This is a genomic window from Paraburkholderia sartisoli, assembly GCF_900107685.1.
Classification (GTDB): Bacteria; Pseudomonadota; Gammaproteobacteria; order Burkholderiales; family Burkholderiaceae; genus Paraburkholderia; species Paraburkholderia sartisoli.
The window spans coordinates 18,976-34,136 of record NZ_FNRQ01000012.1 but is presented as its reverse complement, the minus strand read 5'-3'; the positions used below and the strand labels follow the sequence as shown (position 1 = coordinate 34,136).

Annotated in this window: 14 protein-coding genes; 10 read left to right on the top strand and 4 right to left on the bottom strand. The window is 65.3% G+C overall.

The genetic code is table 11. The features are described from left to right. Positions 1-13: 13 nt before the first annotated feature. The gene (locus tag BLV45_RS25110; RefSeq protein ID WP_090537733.1) at positions 14-643 is read right to left on the bottom strand and encodes a glutathione S-transferase family protein; all 630 of its coding nucleotides are present in this window, start codon (positions 641-643) and stop codon (positions 14-16) included. A 140-nt stretch (positions 644-783) separates the two neighbouring features. Between BLV45_RS25110 and BLV45_RS25105 the strand changes: the two genes are divergently transcribed. Genes BLV45_RS25105 through BLV45_RS25095 form a run of 3 tightly spaced genes read left to right on the top strand, consistent with a single transcriptional unit; the run spans position 784 to position 4,819 of the window. Continuing rightward, positions 784-2,445 (top strand): ATP-binding domain-containing protein, encoded by a 1,662-nt coding sequence (locus BLV45_RS25105; protein WP_090537731.1) that lies wholly within the window; start codon positions 784-786, stop codon positions 2,443-2,445. A gap of 56 nt (positions 2,446-2,501) precedes the next feature. Beyond that, entirely contained in the window at positions 2,502-2,996 is a 495-nt protein-coding gene (locus tag BLV45_RS25100) for a molybdopterin-dependent oxidoreductase (protein ID WP_090537729.1), read from the top strand. Next, on the top strand, positions 2,966-4,819 hold the full coding sequence (locus BLV45_RS25095) for an ATP-binding response regulator (RefSeq protein WP_090537727.1): 1,854 nt from the start codon (positions 2,966-2,968) through the stop codon (positions 4,817-4,819). The genes BLV45_RS25100 and BLV45_RS25095 overlap by 31 nt, the downstream gene beginning before the upstream one ends. A 16-nt stretch (positions 4,820-4,835) precedes the next feature. Here BLV45_RS25095 and BLV45_RS25090 read toward each other — a convergent pair whose 3' ends face one another. Further along, positions 4,836-5,690: a helix-turn-helix domain-containing protein gene (locus tag BLV45_RS25090; protein WP_090537725.1), complete on the bottom strand. Its 855-nt coding sequence runs from the start codon at positions 5,688-5,690 to the stop codon at positions 4,836-4,838. A gap of 476 nt (positions 5,691-6,166) precedes the next feature. Here BLV45_RS25090 and BLV45_RS25085 point away from each other — a divergent pair, with 476 nt between their 5' ends. Both BLV45_RS25085 and BLV45_RS25080 read left to right on the top strand, forming a co-directional pair. Continuing rightward, on the top strand, positions 6,167-7,507 hold the full coding sequence (locus tag BLV45_RS25085) for an NAD(P)/FAD-dependent oxidoreductase (RefSeq protein ID WP_090537723.1): 1,341 nt from the start codon (positions 6,167-6,169) through the stop codon (positions 7,505-7,507). Between the two features lie 123 nt (positions 7,508-7,630). Next, a complete protein-coding gene (locus BLV45_RS25080) occupies positions 7,631-8,281 on the top strand; it encodes a C39 family peptidase (protein ID WP_090537720.1) in 651 nt (216 codons plus the stop codon). A 15-nt stretch (positions 8,282-8,296) separates the two neighbouring features. Here BLV45_RS25080 and BLV45_RS27320 read toward each other — a convergent pair whose 3' ends face one another. Further along, entirely contained in the window at positions 8,297-8,503 is a 207-nt protein-coding gene (locus BLV45_RS27320) for a hypothetical protein (RefSeq protein WP_143130474.1), read from the bottom strand. Positions 8,504-8,605: 102 nt separating this feature from the next. Between BLV45_RS27320 and BLV45_RS25075 the strand changes: the two genes are divergently transcribed. From BLV45_RS25075 to zwf, 5 genes are all read left to right on the top strand, one after another. After that, positions 8,606-8,860: a hypothetical protein gene (locus BLV45_RS25075; protein WP_245753540.1), complete on the top strand. Its 255-nt coding sequence runs from the start codon at positions 8,606-8,608 to the stop codon at positions 8,858-8,860. Between the two features lie 144 nt (positions 8,861-9,004). Next, on the top strand, positions 9,005-10,096 hold the full coding sequence (locus tag BLV45_RS25070) for a potassium channel family protein (protein WP_090537718.1): 1,092 nt from the start codon (positions 9,005-9,007) through the stop codon (positions 10,094-10,096). Between the two features lie 90 nt (positions 10,097-10,186). Then, entirely contained in the window at positions 10,187-11,194 is a 1,008-nt protein-coding gene (gene lhpH / locus BLV45_RS25065; protein ID WP_090537716.1) for a trans-3-hydroxy-L-proline dehydratase, read from the top strand. A 38-nt stretch (positions 11,195-11,232) separates the two neighbouring features. Further along, positions 11,233-12,165 carry a bifunctional Delta(1)-pyrroline-2-carboxylate/Delta(1)-piperideine-2-carboxylate reductase gene (lhpI, locus tag BLV45_RS25060; protein WP_090537714.1) on the top strand — a complete coding sequence of 311 codons (933 nt, stop codon included), beginning with the start codon at positions 11,233-11,235 and terminating at the stop codon, positions 12,163-12,165. A 220-nt stretch (positions 12,166-12,385) separates the two neighbouring features. Next, entirely contained in the window at positions 12,386-13,861 is a 1,476-nt protein-coding gene (zwf, locus tag BLV45_RS25055; protein WP_090537712.1) for a glucose-6-phosphate dehydrogenase, read from the top strand. Positions 13,862-13,993: 132 nt separating this feature from the next. Here the strand turns inward: zwf and BLV45_RS25050 are convergent, their stop codons facing one another. Then, complete coding sequence (locus tag BLV45_RS25050; RefSeq protein ID WP_090537710.1) at positions 13,994-14,959, bottom strand: LysR family transcriptional regulator; 966 nt, start codon at positions 14,957-14,959, stop codon at positions 13,994-13,996. Positions 14,960-15,161: the final 202 nt, after the last annotated feature.

The following is a 15,161-nucleotide window of genomic DNA, read 5'->3' as shown; positions in this document are numbered from 1 at the left end:
GCAGCCGGGCCGGTCACGTCAGGGGCAGATCGATGTACTTCTGGAATCCGGGACGGGTTTCGAGCCGCGAATACCAGCGTTCCAGATTCGGCATCGAGCCGCGTTCGATGCCTTCCAGGCCGAACCAGCGTTTCGCGTACGCGCCGAGCACGATGTCAGCAAGCGTGAAGTGGTCGGTTTCCAGGAAGAAGCGGCCCACCAGATGCGTGTCGAGCTGTTTCCAGAGTACGCCCACGGCCTCGACGTCCCGTTCGAGCGCGGCGAGGTCGCGCGCGGCGGCCGGCGTGCGCACGAGCGACCAGAACACCGGGCGCTCGGCCGGTTGCAGGGTGCTCAGCGCCCAGTCGAGCCAGCGGTCGATGCCCGCGCGGATTTTCGGGTCGACGGGATAGAGGATGCGCGACGGCGGCCCGTACTGCATCGTCAGATAGCGCAGAATCGAGTTCGACTCCCACAGCACGTAATCGCCGTCGACGAGCGTCGGGACCTTGCCGGTCGGATTCATCGCCAGATAGTCGGGCGTGTTGTTGCGGCCGAACTGCATGCCGGCATCGATGCGCTCGTAGGGCAGCGACAGCTCATCGCAGCACCACAGGACTTTCTGGACGTTCACGGAATTGGCGCGTCCCCAGATCGTGATCATTCGGCGGTTCTCCTGGAAAGCAAAGCGCCGCGCATGGTCGCGGCGTCGAACCGTAAACGATACACGAAGAAGGCGTTTTTTACCGGCTACAGCCAGATCGCTGCGTACAATATGCCCACTTCAACGTGACGAGGCATCGCATGGCCCGCATCGCCCCCGACGACTGGAAAAATCTCGCTGCCACCGGTGCCGCTTCGCGCGAGCGCGAAACGCTCGCGTTGCTCGAACACGCGTTGCCCGACGATTACACCGTGTATCACGGCGTTCACTGGACGCGCCTGAACCAGGGCTTTTCGGTGTTCGGCGAAGCGGATTTCGTGATCGTGAGCCCGTCGGGCCGCGTGATGATCGTCGAGCAGAAAACCGGCTTTCTGCGCGAGACGCCCAAGGGGCTCGTGAAAGTTCACATGCAGACCGAGCGCAACGTCGCGATCGCGCTTGCGCGCACCGTCGAAGGCATGCACCGCCGTTTCACCGCGGCGCTCGGCGCGAACTCGTTTTTCATCGAGGAACTGCTGTATTGCCCCGACCACGTCGTGAAGGATGCCGCGATTGCCGGCGTGGCCCCGGCCCGTATCGTCGACGCAACGCGCAAGGATCGCCTCGCCGCGATCATCCGCGAGGCGCTTCCCGCGGATGAGCCGCGTCTCGCGTGCGCGGCGAAAATCCACCACTTTCTCGCCGACGAACTCGCGCTGACGCCCGACGCGAGCGCGCTCGTCGGCCAGGCCGGCACGCTGGTCACGCGACTCGCGGGCGGTCTTGCGACGTGGGCCCGGCGGCTCGAATTCACGCCATTCCGTTTGCGCGTGACGGGCACGGCGGGCTCCGGCAAGACGCAGCTCGCGGTGCAGGTGATGAAAGACGCGCTCGCCGAAGGCAGGCGCACGTTATACGTGTGCTTCAACCGGCCGCTCGCGGATCACATCGCGCGCGTGGCGCCGCCCGGGGCGAAGGTCGCGAACTACCATCAGCTCTGCGACTGGATCGCACGCGACGCGGGCCGCGCGCCGGACTTCGATGCGCCGAACGTGTTCGAACAGCTCGAAGCCACGTTCGCGCAATCGCCGGTCGATGCGCGCTGGCAGTTCGACGTGCTGATCGTCGATGAAGGGCAGGATTTCCAGCAGCCGTGGGTCGCGGCGCTCGAACGTCTGCTGCGGCCGGGGGCCGCCTGGTGGTGGCTCGAAGACCCGCTGCAGAACCTGTACATGCGCGCGCCGGTCGAGCTGCCCGGCTGGACGACGCTGAAGGAAACCACGAACTACCGCAGCCCGCGCGATATCCTCGATTATGTGCGTGAGCTCGTCGGCACCACGACGCCGCTCGCGGCCGGACTGACGGCCGGCAGTCCGTTCGACGGCTCGGACATTTCGTTTTCCACCTACGACGAAACCAACGCAACCGAGGGCAGCATCGACGCGACCAAGCGCGCGATCACGCACGCGCTCGGGCTCGGCTTTCGCAGGCAGGACATCGCGGTGCTGTCGTTTCGCGGGCGTGAAGGCTCGGCGATGACGTCGCTCGATCAACTCGGCCCGCACCGTCTGCGCAGTTTCACGGGCCGCTACGACCTGTTCGGCAATCCGGAATATCGCGAAGGCGACGTGCTGCTGGAGTCGATCTACCGTTTCAAGGGACAATCCGCGCCGTGCGTGATTCTCACCGAAGTCGATTTCGACCGGTTCGACGAGCGCATCGCGCGCAAACTGTTTGTCGGCGCGACGCGCGCGACGATGAAACTGATGGTCGTCGCGACAGGGCGCGCGGCGCGGCACCTGAAGGCGCCGCAGACCGACTGAGCGTTGACGGCCGGCGCACGCGGCCGGAACCGTAAAAAACAAAAGGATCGTTGACCATGCGTTACCCGAGAGCCCTGCTGTGGGCCTTCCTTGTACTGGCTACGGCTGCGAACGCCGCGTGGGCCGCGCCGTTGACGCTCGACGTCATGGGCGCGATCACGCAGACGAACGACGCCGCGCACACCGTCTTTCATTTCTCGGAAGCCCAGCTGCTCGCGTTGCCGGTGCATTCCATCACGACCTCCACCGCATGGACGCCGCAATCCACGTTCACCGGGCCGTCGCTGTCGGACGTTCTCGCGAAGGTCGGCGCACACGGCACGATGCTGGAAATCCACACGCTGGATGATTACGTCTGCACGGTTCCCGTGGCGGACGCAGCCCGATATGGCGTGATCGTCGCGTACGACATGAACGGCAAGCGCCTGAAGGTCAGCGATTTTGGCCCGCTGTTTCTCATCTATCCGCGCGATGCGTTCCCGGCGGAGCTCGACGGCGCGGCCGGCGACGCGAAATTCGCATGGCAGATCAAGTCGATCATCGTCAAATGAAAACGCCACCGCCGCATGAAATGGCCATGCCGGGGCGTTCGTGGCGGCGCTTCCTGCTCGTCCTGATCTGGCTGGCCGCGCTCGCACCGCCGGTCGCGGCGGTCGGCTATTTTCTCTGCGTCAACCTGCTCAATCCGCAGATCACGCTTCAGACAAGCGGCACGTATGACGGTTTCTACTGGGACGCCGCGCAGTTGCAGATCGCGTATTCGCGCTTCCAGACGCAGTTGCTGCTTTACCAGACCGGCGAGGACCCCGATTACGCGGCGCTCCAGCTGAGCTATCAGGTGCTGCAGTCGAAGCTGCACGTGATGGACGGTTCCACGCGCATGCTCGCGTCGCGGCCCACGCTGGCCGGGCACCAGAAGAACGAGATCCAGAAAATCACGGCGCTGCTCGCGCTGCTCGATCCGGATATCGAGGCGCTGGAACACGATCCGGGCCGCGCCGACGGCATCGTGGGCACGCTGCGCGCGCACTGGGAGGAGGTCAACGGTCTCGCGCTCAGCCGTCGTGACGCGGACGTCTACGATCGCGAGGCGATGAATCACGATTTCCTCGCCAAGCGGCGTCTGCTTTTTGCAACGGGGATGATGCTGCTGCTGCTTTCGGCGGCGGCGACGGTGCTGCTCGTGCTGAACGGATATCGTCGAACGCGGCTGATCCGCCAGCAGCGCGCCGCGCTGGCCGCGGAACATCAGGCGAGTCGCGCCGCGCGCGAATCGGGTCTCGCGAAAGACGCTTTTCTCGGCATGATCAGCCATGAGTTGCGCACGCCGCTGCACGCGATCGTGTCGTCGATCGAGCTGCTCGGTTTGAATGTGCATTCGGAGGCCGATCGCAACGTGATCCGCCGGCTCGAAACCGCCGCGCGCCAGCTCGAAGCGCAGATGAAGGATCTGACCGACTACGCGCGCCTCGGCGCGGGCAGGCTCGAGTTGCGGCACGAGCGGTTCGATCCGCGCGAGCTGATCAGCTCGATTGCCGACCAGCATGCACCCGCGGCAGGCGCGAAAGGTCTCGCGTTCGAAAGCGACGCGGTCGGCGATACCGGTCTCGTCGAGTCGGATCCGCATCGCATCCGGCAGATCGTGAACAACCTCGTGACCAACGCGATCCGCTATACGGAGACGGGTGGCGTGCGCCTGCAGCTCGTGCAGGGGCCGACGCTGCTGTCGATTTTCGTCCGCGACACCGGGCCGGGTGTACACGAGGACCAGATTCCGCTGATCTTCAGGGAATTCACGCAGCTCGATGCTTCACGCGCGCGACGTTTCGAGGGCGCGGGAATGGGGCTGTCGATCGTGAAGGGGCTCGTCGACCTGTTCGGCGGCAGCATTCAGGTCGAGAGTCGCGTCGGCGAGGGCACGACGTTTCGCGTGACGATTCCGGTCGTTTCCGTGGCGCCCGCCGCCGCGGCCGATACCGAAGCCAGCATACCCGCCGGCGGCGCGCCGGCCCGCGTGCTGATCGTCGACGACAACCCGCTCGTGCGCGAATCGCTGAGCGAAATGATCATGCACCTGCAGTGCGAAGCGGCCTCCTGCGCGACCGTCGACGCCGCGCTGGTCTGGCTCGACACGCACCGCTGCGACGTGATCCTGCTCGATCTGTCGATGCCGGGCAAGGATGGCTATGCGTTCGTCGAAGCGTTCGCCGCGCGCGACGTGCCCACGGGCCACGCACCCGTGATCGCGGTCAGCGCCGACGCGCCAGCCGCCGATGCGCGCGCGCCGTTCTTCGACTGCCTGTCGAAGCCCGTGCATTTCGAGGAGTTGCGCGTCGTGGTGCAGCGCGCGCTGGCGGCGCGTCACACGGCGTGACGCATACGGACCACGCCTAGATGCGGTTCAGCCGCTTCGACAGATCGGCGACGAGAATCGCCATGCGCGCGGGCTTCTCGTAACAGGCGACGTTGAAGTTGCGGATCACGTCACTGATTTCCGATTCGCTGGCCTTGCCCGTCAGCAGCTCGCCCGTGAGCACGAAGATCTGCGCATCCGGGTTTTCCGATGCACGCACCGCGTGGATCGCCGCAGCGGATGTCTGCGTGCCGAACAGCCAGTCGATCACAACGCCGTCGAACACCTGGGTCTGCAACGCATCCGCGAATGCACTCAGGCCGTAAAACGCCGTCGCGCAGAAGCCGCTGCGCTCCAGATAGTCGCGCAGGTTGTCGGCGGAAGCCTGATCGTCGTCGACGACCGCGATCAGCGGTTTGTCCGTTTCCGCGCGCCGCGGGTAAATCTCGATCTTGTGAACCTCGAACGCGTTCTGATAGAGCGCGCCGTCGTGCCGCACGACGCGCCATTGGCCGAGCTTCGAAAACGCGATGAACTCCGGGCGGCTGCCCGCTTCGAGCGCGGCGCCGACCCAAGCGGTACACGCGAGATCGATCGCGCCGATCGAGAACACCGCTTCCCGGGCGATCGCGCCGACCATGCCCGGATCGAGCGACTGCGCGCCAAACAGCTGCGCGGCGGGCTCGCCGAAGGCCTCGGCGACTTTCTTGATCTGCGAGAGCGTCCACGGGCTGTTGCCGCGCAGCTTGCGGTGCCCCTGCGAAAAACTCAGATCGAGGATGCGACACAGTTCGGTTGTCTGCTGGCGCTTGCCGATGCCGTGCCGGCTCATCAGTTCGCGCACACGTTCGGCGACGGCGATCGAGTCGGGGGAGGTTGCGTCGTTGGGCATGCTGCGTGCGTATCCGTCGATGTAGGTTGTCGTAACAGGATGATGGACGCTACGGGTGCCGGACAATCCGGCGGGATTACAGTGCGGAGACAGCGCGGACGCACGGGCTGGCAGGGAACTGTCAGGTTCGTCCGCCTGCCTGCCCGGGCGCGCCCCGACCGTCATGCGGCTGGCCTGTGAGTATCCGCTATCCCCGGACACCGCGTAAAGCGAGGCGTTCCGGTCATCCGCGCGCGCTTGCCGGGCCCTGGCACCGGCTCGGTCAAGGGCGCCATTTTACCGATGAAAATATCTAAACCGCATAAACGTAAGATGTCAGTGGGTTCTTTGGTTGACGCCGAAAGGCATCGGGAGTTCGAAAGGCGCAGGAAGAACCGGGCTAGCCACGAAGGCCACGCCGGCGCGCATTCAGGGTTGCGGCCGGGCGGCGCGCCTGCGAAGATGCCGCCGCACGCCTTTTTCTCCCGACTCACACGATGACGACAACCTATCCGCTGCACGCCGGGCTGACCCGCGCCGACGAACCCTTTTCCGCCGAAGCCGACGTCGTGATTGCCGGCGCCGGCATCATGGGCTGCGCGGCGGCGTATTACCTCGCGCGGCGCGGCCTGAAGGCGGTGGTGCTCGACAAGTCCCGGATCGCCGGCCAGCAGTCGTCGCGCGCGTGGGGATTCGTGCGCCAGCAGGGGCGCGAAGCCGCCGAAGTGCCGCTGATGATGGCCGGCATGCGTCTATGGGAACAGCTCGAACGCACACTCGATTTCGACCTCGAATGGCGCCAGGGCGGATGCATGTACGTCGCGAGCGACGAGCGCGACTGGGCGTCGTTCCAGCAATGGACCGACGTCGCGCGCCAGTACGGGCTCGATACGCGCGTGCTGAACCGCGCGCAGATCGACACACACGTACACGGCATGCAGGGCGCGGTGCTGGGCGGCCTCTACACGCCGACCGACGGCCAGGCTGAACCGCGCCGCGTCGCGGCGGCGTTCGCCGCGCGCGCGATCGAAAGCGGCGCGCGTTTTTTCGAAGGATGCAGCGTGGTGGCGATCGAACGGGCGGCGGGCGCGATCACGGGCGTCGTGACCGAACGTGGCACGATTCGCACGTCGCGGCTGATCTGCGCGGCGGGCGCGAGCAGCTGGCGGCTCCTGAAGACGCTCGGTCTCGAACTGCCGCAGCAGGCGGTGCGCGGCACCTGCATGCGCACGAACGCGCTGCCGCAGGTGACGGCGGCGACGTTCTGGGGCCATGGCCTCGGCATCCGTCAGCGGGCGAACGGCATGATCAATCTCGCCGACGACATGCAGGTCGACGTCGACATGACGCTCGGTCATCTGCGGGCGCTGAAGTGGTTCTTGCCGGAACTGTGGAAGCAGCGCGAGAAATTCAGCTTTCATCTGAACGGCGCGATGTTGCGCGACCTGCGCGAGCGTCTGCCCGGCGGCGTGCCGGATGCCGAACGCGTGCTGCATCCGCGCGACCCGCAGCCGCAGCCCGAGCGCAGTCATGCGCCGCGTGCGCTGCGCAAGCTCAAGGCGCTGTTTCCCGCACTGAAGGACGCGCAGATCACCGAGGCATGGGCCGGTCTCATCGACGTGCTGCCCGACGGCATTCCCGTCATCGATGCGCCTTCGGACGTGCGCGGCCTGATGATCGCGACGGGCTTTTGCGGCCACGGTTTCGCGATGGGGCCGATTGCCGGCAAGCTGCTCGCCGAGTGGATCGATGAAGGCAGGCCGTCGCTCGATCTCGCGGCATTCCGCCTGCAGCGGTTTGTCGACGGGACGATGAAACGGCCGCGCAGCATGCTGTGAAGCGCCGCGCACGCTGCTTGTGGCGGCGCGTCCGGCTGGCTGCGATCTGGGCCGGCATCATAAAGGATGCGTGGCCGCGGTTAAGATCGGGTGATCCGCTGTCGAAATACGGGAATCATGCGCATGAGTGAAAAACCAGTAACGGCATTACGCCATTCTGGCGTGCCGTATTACACGCAATGGGGCAGCCCGGAGTGGGTGCGCGCGATCGTCGAGGACGCCGCCGATCCCTGCGACGACCCCGCCTGGCGTCGCAGCGGCTTTACCGAGCCGGAGCGCTACCGGTTCTGGGCGAAGCGGTTATGCGGGCTGACCTGCCTCGAATCGGCGCTGGACTTTTGGGGAATCGGGCACGCGGGCCGCGCGGCGTTGCTGGACGAAGCATTGCGCCACGACGTGTACAAGATGCGCGACGACGGCGGTGTCGATGGCTTGATATACCGTCCGTTTGCGCAGTGGGCTGGGGAGGCTTTCGGTTTGCACGTCGATGTGCTGCCGCGAATCGGGATCGAGGAGATCGCCGCGCGCATCGACGCCGACACGCTGGCGATCGTCTCCGTCAGCCCGGAAATCCGCTACCCGGACCGGCACAACGAAACGCGCGGCGGGCATCTGATCCTGCTGCACGGACGGGACGAGCGTGGGGTGTGGTTTCACAACCCGTCGGGCGTGGCGCCGTTTCAGGCGGATGCCTGGTTGCCGTTCGATACGGTGAAGCGGTTCTACGCCGGGCGTGGCCTGACGCTCAGGCGCCCGGCCCGCGCCGCGGATTGAACCGGCTCGCGCCGCTTAACGCTGGCTGGCGCGGCGCCCCTGGCGGGCGGTTTCCTGCGGTGTGCGATGCGAATTGCCGGACGAAAGCAGCATCTGATACTGGCTGTGGCGCATGTACGAATGCCACATGTCCTGCGCAAAACTCAGGAACGCCGCCTTGAACGACGAAACGGCAGGACGGGCAGCAGGCGTGGAACGGGAAGAAACGGACTGGGTGGACATGATCGATTAACTAGTGGTTAATACCTAAGTGTTAACCATTATACGACGGCAGCGCGCCCGCCGCTGGCGGTCATCAGGAGTCAGGAATCAGGAGACAAGAACATGAACCGGCATTCCATCCTGCTGAGCCCTGGCGTGTCCATGCTGGTCACGCTCTGCGCCACGAACGCGGCCGCCGCCACGTCGGGCGACCATCAGGCAAAGGCCTGTCGCGGCGACGCCCTTCATTTCTGCAAGGCGGAAATTCCGAGCAGGCAGAAGATCATCGCCTGCATGAAGCAGCACATGTCCGAATTGACTCCGGGATGCAGGGCGATGTTCGACGAAGGCAAAAAGCAGGACACCGGCGATCAATAACGCTCAGGTTTCATCGCGTTTTCGGGCGGTGTACGCTTCGCCGGCAATGAGCGGCGCGTGATCCCGGATAGCGATCCGACCCCGGGTGTACCGTTCGGGCCGGCAGTCGTCGTAGAATCAGTGTCCCTGGTTCTGGAGCGCGGCGTGCCCGAAAAGCGACGCAACCCATCCCGCTTCCGTCTGTCGCGGCGCGCCCGTCTCGCGTGGCAGCCGCCGCGCGTCCGCACGCTCTTCACCCGTCCGGCCGCTTCGCCGCAACGCGTGCTCCTGCGGCGGCTTTGCCTCGTCGCGGCGCTCTGCGTGCTCGCGTTCACCGTGCTGTATCTCGATCGCACCGGCCTGCGCGATGCGACCAAGCAGGTGCTCGGCGTCGTCGATCTGATGTACTTCACGATGGTCACCGTCGCGACAGTGGGCTACGGCGACATCGTGCCCGTGACCGCCCGCGCGCGGCTCATCGATGCGTTCTTTATCGTGCCGATTCGCATCATCATCTGGTTTATCTTTCTGGGCACCGCGTACCAGTTCGTCATTCAACGCGTCATCGAGGAATACCGCATGAAACGCCTGCAAAGACAGTTGCGCGATCACATCGTCGTGTGCGGGTTTGGCCTGTGCGGGTCGGTTGCCGTGCGCGAGCTGCTTGAAAGCGGCGTCGATCCGGATTCGATCGTGGTGATCGATCCGCAGCAACAGGCACTCGAGGCGGCGATCACGCTTGGCGTGGCGGGGCTGCTCGGCGATCCGTCGCGCGAGGACCTGCTGCAGCAGGTGCATGCGCGTCTCGCGAAAGCCGTGATCATCGCGGTGCAGGATGACGCCACCGCGATCCTGCTGACGCTGACCGTGCGCAGCGTGGCGCCGGAAACGAAGATCGTCGCGCGCATCCAGGAGCAGACGTTTCAGCGGCAATTGCGTCAGGCCGGCGCCGACGTCATCATTTCGTCGACGAAGATCGGCGGCCTGTTGATGGCCGACGCCATCGGCAGCAATTACATCGTGCCGTTCGTGAGCGACCTGCTGTCGTCGCGGGGGCGGGTGAATCTGGTGGAGCGGCTCGCGCAGCCGCACGAAGTGGGATGCCAGAGCAACACGGTGCCCGGCGCGCTGGTGATCGGCCTCGCGCGCGAAGGGCACGTGCGGTCGTTTTATGAAGACCCACCGTGTCTGATCGAGACAGGGGATCTGCTGTTCCTGATCCAGTCGACCCGCCCGACGGGCGGCACGCGGGGTTGAGGGCAGATTGGCACATCGATAAAACAGTCTGGAGGAGAACAGGATGACAGCTGCACAGGCGTTGATCGCAAAGAGGAGTGCGTTTGCATCATGAAGTTGAATCGCGTGATCAGCACCGTTGAAGTCCATACCGGCGGCGAGCCGTTCCGGATCGTCACGAGCGGACTGCCGAAGATTCCCGGCACGACGATCGTCGAGCGCCGTGCGTGGCTGAAGGAACATGGCGAACCGCTGCGCCGCGCACTGATGTTCGAACCGCGCGGCCACGCCGACATGTACGGCGGCTATCTGACCGGGCCGGTGAGCGAAGGCGCCGACTTCGGCATCATCTTCGTTCACAACGAAGGCTACAGCGACCATTGCGGCCACGGCGTGATCGCACTCGCGACAGCTGCCGTCTCGCTTGGCTGGGTCGAGCGCACGGAGCCGGAGACGCGCGTCGGCATCGACGCGCCGTGCGGCTTTATCGAAGCGTTCGTCGAATGGGACGGCGATCATGCGGGCGGCGTGCGCTTTGTCAACGTGCCGTCGTTCATCTGGCAGCGCGACGTGACGGTCAGCACGCCGTCGTTCGGCGAGGTCACGGGCGATATCGCGTTCGGCGGCGCGTTTTATTTCTATACGTCCGGCAAGCCGTTCGGGCTGGCGGTGCGCGAGGCAGACGTCGAGCGGCTGATCCAGTTCGGCGCGGAAGTGAAGCGCGCGGCGAACGAGGCGTTCAAGGTCGAACATCCGCACATCCCCGAAATCAATCACATCTACGGCACGATCATTGACAACGAACCGCGTTTCGCCGGCTCGACGCAGGCGAACTGCTGTGTGTTCGCGGATCGCGAAGTGGATCGCTCGCCGACCGGTTCGGGCACGGCCGGCCGCGTCGCGCAACTGTATCTGCGCGGCCAGCTGGGCCGCGACGAAACGCTCGTCAACGAATCGGTGATCGGCACGATCTTTCGCGGGCGCGTGCTGTCGGAAACGAAACTCGACCGCTTCGACGCCGTGATTCCGGAGATTGCCGGCGAAGCCTATATCTGCGGCTTCGCGAACTGGATCATCGACGAACGCGATCCGCTGACGTACGGTTTCCTCGTGCGCTAACGCGCGCCGCATGCCTCGACGCAAAGGACCCCAATCAAATGATGACCCGCATTTTCGACGCCGCGCAGACCGCGCGGCTTACGCCGTACGCTTCGCTGGTCGACGCGCTGAAAGCGGCCGCGGCGGATTACGCGCAGGGCCGCATCGCGAGCCCCGAGCGGCTCGTCGTGCCGTTGAACGCGGGGGGCGTGATGCTGTCGATGCCCGCCACCGCGCCCGACCTCGCGATTCACAAACTCGTGAACGTGTGCCCGGCGAACCGCACGCGCGGGTTGCCGACCATTCACGGCCAGGTGATGGCAAGCGACGCCGATACGGGCGAGACGCGCTTCATTCTCGACGGCCCGACGGTCACCGGCCGCCGCACCGCCGCGATGACGATGCTCGGCATCCAGACGTTTCTGCCCGCCGCGCCGCGCGACGTCCTTCTGATCGGCGCGGGCACGCAGTCGGCGAATCATCTGGAGGCGATCGCAGAGTTGTTTCCGGATGCGCTCATCCGCGTGCGCGGCAGTTCCGCGGCGCGCGCGCAGGCGTTCTGCGACGCACACCGTGCCGTGGCGCCGCGCGCGCAGCCGCAGCAGGACGCGCACGTGCCGGATTCCGTCGACCTCGTGATCACGCTGACCACCAGCAAGACAGCGGTCTACGACGAAGGGCCGCGCGCGGACCGGCTCGTGATCGGCGTCGGCGCGTTCACGCCGGATGCGGTGGAGATCGGCGCGCGTACGGTGCTGGGCAGCGCGCTCTTCGTCGATGACCTCGTGGGCGCGAAGCACGAAGCCGGCGATTACATCCAGGCCGGCGTCGACTGGAACGCGGTGACGGCGATTGCATCCGTGCTGGCCGCCGGAACTTCTCCGGTCGCGAGGGTCGCGAGCGGCACGCCGGTCGTGTTCAAGACGGTGGGCTGCGCGGCGTGGGATCTGGCAGCCTGCCGCGTCGCACGGGCCGCGTTAAGCGACGGCTGACAAATCTTTCACGCCAGGCGCCCGCGATTCCGTTCGCGCCAGGGCGAATCGTGACAAAGCGCGGCAAAGCGTGCCGAACCGAGGACCCGCGACCACGACCGGGGCGCGCCGCGCGTGCAAACAATCTCAAAACGTTGCACCATAGGCGTTTGCGAAAAAACGCCCGGCACACCGTGCTTTTTTCCGCTTCTGACCGACATTCTTACCGGTGCATTGCGCTATGACGAACCAGACCACCCAGGCCTCGCCCGAATTGCCGCTCGACATGATCATCTTCGGGGGCGGCGGCGACCTGTCGGCCCGCAAGCTGCTGCCCGCGCTGTACATGGCGCACCAGCACTGCAATCTGCCCGCGAACACGCGCATTCTGGCGATCGGCCGTAAAAACTGGACGCGCGACGACTATCTCGCGTTCATGGAAGAGCATTCGAAGCCGTTCGTCGAACACAAGGCGCTCGACCCGACGTCATGGGACAAATTCCTGTCGCTCTTCGAATACGTGCGCATCGACGTCGACTCCGCCGCCGATTACGCGCGTCTCGCCGAAGCGTCGCGCGCGGGCGTGCGCCGCGTGTTCTATCTCGCCACCGCGCCCGCGCTCTTCACGACGATCTGCGACAACCTCGCCGCGGTCGGTCTCGTCGACGAACATTCGCGCGTCGTGCTGGAAAAGCCGCTGGGTCACGATCTGGCTTCGGCGCGGGCGATCAACCATTCGGTGGGCCAGCACTTCGCGGAAACGCAGATCTATCGCATCGACCATTACCTCGGCAAGGAAACGGTGCAGAACCTGATGGTGCTGCGCTTCGGCAACGCGATTTTCGGGCCGCTGTGGCAGGCGCCATACATCAAGAGCGTGCAGATCACGGTGGCGGAAGACGTCGGCGTGGGCAGCCGCGCGGGCTTCTACGATGAAACCGGCGCGCTGCGCGACATGGTGCAGAACCACCTGCTGCAACTGCTGTGCATCGTCGCGATGGAGCCGCCGGTGTCGCTCGATCCCGACGCGGTGCGCGACGAGAAGCTGAAGGTGCTGCGCTCGCTGCGCCGCATGACCGATGAGGACATCGCACGCGACACGGTGCGTGGCCAGTACACCGCGGGCGCGGTCGGCGGCGAGCCGGTGAAGGGCTATCTGCAGGAAGACAACGTGCCGGCCGACAGCCGCGCGGAAACCTTCGTCGCGTTGCGCGCGCATATCAACAACTGGCGCTGGGCGAACGTGCCGTTCTATCTGCGCACCGGCAAGCGCATGCAGAAGAAGGTGTCGGAAATCGTCATCGAGTTTGCCGATCTGCCGTTCGCGATCATTCCGGCCGGCCCACGCAACTATGGCAACCGTCTCGTGATCCAGTTGCAGCCGGCTGAGTCGATCCAGTTGCAGATGCTCGCGAAAGAACCGGGCAGCGGTCTCAAGATGCTGCCGGTGAACCTGAACCTCGATCTCGAACAGGCGTTCACCGAGCGTCGCGCGGAAGCGTATGAGCGTCTCCTGATCGACGTGGTGCGTGGCCGCCTCACGCACTTCATGCGTCGCGACGAACTCGAAGCCGCATGGACGTGGGTCGAGCCGATCATCGAGGGCTGGCAGCGCTCGGGCGACAGGCCGCGCAACTACACCGCGGGAACGTTCGGGCCCGCGGCGTCGTCGGCGTTGATGGCGCGTGAAAACAACGCGTGGTCGGAAGAGTCGTAATCGCGGTTAAACGCCGGACTGCCCGCGCATGCGGCAGTCCGGCCGTCGATGCAGACACGCTCCGTTACAGCGACCGTGTTTCGTGCCTTCGGTGAGCCGCCATGCGCGCGGCCACCGTGTCTGTCCTCTTCATCACCTCACTTCGTCGGGATGCACGCCACGCAATAGCTGACGCACGCGCGACATGTCCTCGCTTGCGTGCTCCGTGCGTTCGAACAGCTCGGCGAGCCAGTCGACGAACGCACGCACGCGCGGCGACACCTGGCGGTTCTTCACATACGCGACCGAAACCGGCATCGGCGAAGGCTTCCATTGCGGCAGTATCTCGCGCAACTGGCCGGAGTCGAGATACGGCTGCGCGGCGATCCGTGCGGGCTGGATCATGCCGAGCCCGCGCAGGCCGCAGGTCAGATACGCCAGCTCGTCGGTCACCTTGACGAAGCCGTTGACCTTCACGTTGAGCGCCTTGCCGCCCACCTCGAAATCGAAATCCACCGCGCGGCCGTTGTGCGCCGACATGCAATTGACCGCGACGTGGTTGTCGAACTCGTCGAGGCTCGCCGGCATGCCATGGCGTTCGAGATACGCCGGGCTCGCGCAGGTGACGTGTTCGAGCATGCCGAGCCGGCGCGCGGCGAGCCCCGAGTCGGGCAGCTCGCCCAGCTGGATGCTGCAATCCACCGCTTCGCCGACGAGATCGACCGCGCGGTTGCTCACGCCGATCGTGAGATCGACGTTCGGATAGCGCATATGAAAATCGTCGAGCGCGGGTAGCACGAGCGCGGTCGCCACGGTGCCCGGCATCTCGACGCGCAGACGGCCGCTGAGCCGGTCGGTTGCCTGATGCAGGCTCGCTTCCATTTCGTCGATGTCGGCAAGAATCTGCGCGCAACGTTCGTAGTACGCCGCGCCTTCGACGGTCAGGCTGAGACGCCGCGTCGTACGCACGAGTAGTTGTGTGCCGAGTAGCGCTTCGAGATTCTGGACAGTGGTGGTGACAGTGGCGCGCGGCATGTCGAGCGACTGGGCCGCGCGGGTAAAACTATTGGTATCGACGATGCGGATAAAAGTACGCATCGCCTGAATACGATCAATCACGGGCAATCTCCTGGTCAAGACGGACTAGGGACGTGCCAAAGACCAGCCGTGTGACGCAATACGGATGCTCGGGCAGTGTGTATATCGTACGGGCCCGCCGTGCTTCAGGGAATGGCCAAGACTCCGGACGATTTGCCTGTTTCTCCTGGATTCAGGAGAAACAGCGTTGAAGCGCTAAAGACAGGGACGTGATGCGGGTGCA

Bases quoted from the DNA above. Each gene is read 5' to 3' on its own strand.
- BLV45_RS25110 (WP_090537733.1), bottom strand. From the start codon at position 643: ATGATCACGATCTGGGGACGCGCCAATTCCGTGAACGTCCAGAAAGTC.
- BLV45_RS25105 (WP_090537731.1), top strand. From the start codon at position 784: ATGGCCCGCATCGCCCCCGACGACTGGAAAAATCTCGCTGCCACCGGT.
- BLV45_RS25100 (WP_090537729.1), top strand. From the start codon at position 2,502: ATGCGTTACCCGAGAGCCCTGCTGTGGGCCTTCCTTGTACTGGCTACG.
- BLV45_RS25095 (WP_090537727.1), top strand. From the start codon at position 2,966: ATGGCAGATCAAGTCGATCATCGTCAAATGAAAACGCCACCGCCGCAT.
- BLV45_RS25090 (WP_090537725.1), bottom strand. From the start codon at position 5,690: ATGCCCAACGACGCAACCTCCCCCGACTCGATCGCCGTCGCCGAACGT.
- BLV45_RS25085 (WP_090537723.1), top strand. From the start codon at position 6,167: ATGACGACAACCTATCCGCTGCACGCCGGGCTGACCCGCGCCGACGAA.
- BLV45_RS25080 (WP_090537720.1), top strand. From the start codon at position 7,631: ATGAGTGAAAAACCAGTAACGGCATTACGCCATTCTGGCGTGCCGTAT.
- BLV45_RS27320 (WP_143130474.1), bottom strand. From the start codon at position 8,503: ATGTCCACCCAGTCCGTTTCTTCCCGTTCCACGCCTGCTGCCCGTCCT.
- BLV45_RS25075 (WP_245753540.1), top strand. From the start codon at position 8,606: ATGAACCGGCATTCCATCCTGCTGAGCCCTGGCGTGTCCATGCTGGTC.
- lhpH (WP_090537716.1), top strand. From the start codon at position 10,187: ATGAAGTTGAATCGCGTGATCAGCACCGTTGAAGTCCATACCGGCGGC.
- lhpI (WP_090537714.1), top strand. From the start codon at position 11,233: ATGATGACCCGCATTTTCGACGCCGCGCAGACCGCGCGGCTTACGCCG.
- zwf (WP_090537712.1), top strand. From the start codon at position 12,386: ATGACGAACCAGACCACCCAGGCCTCGCCCGAATTGCCGCTCGACATG.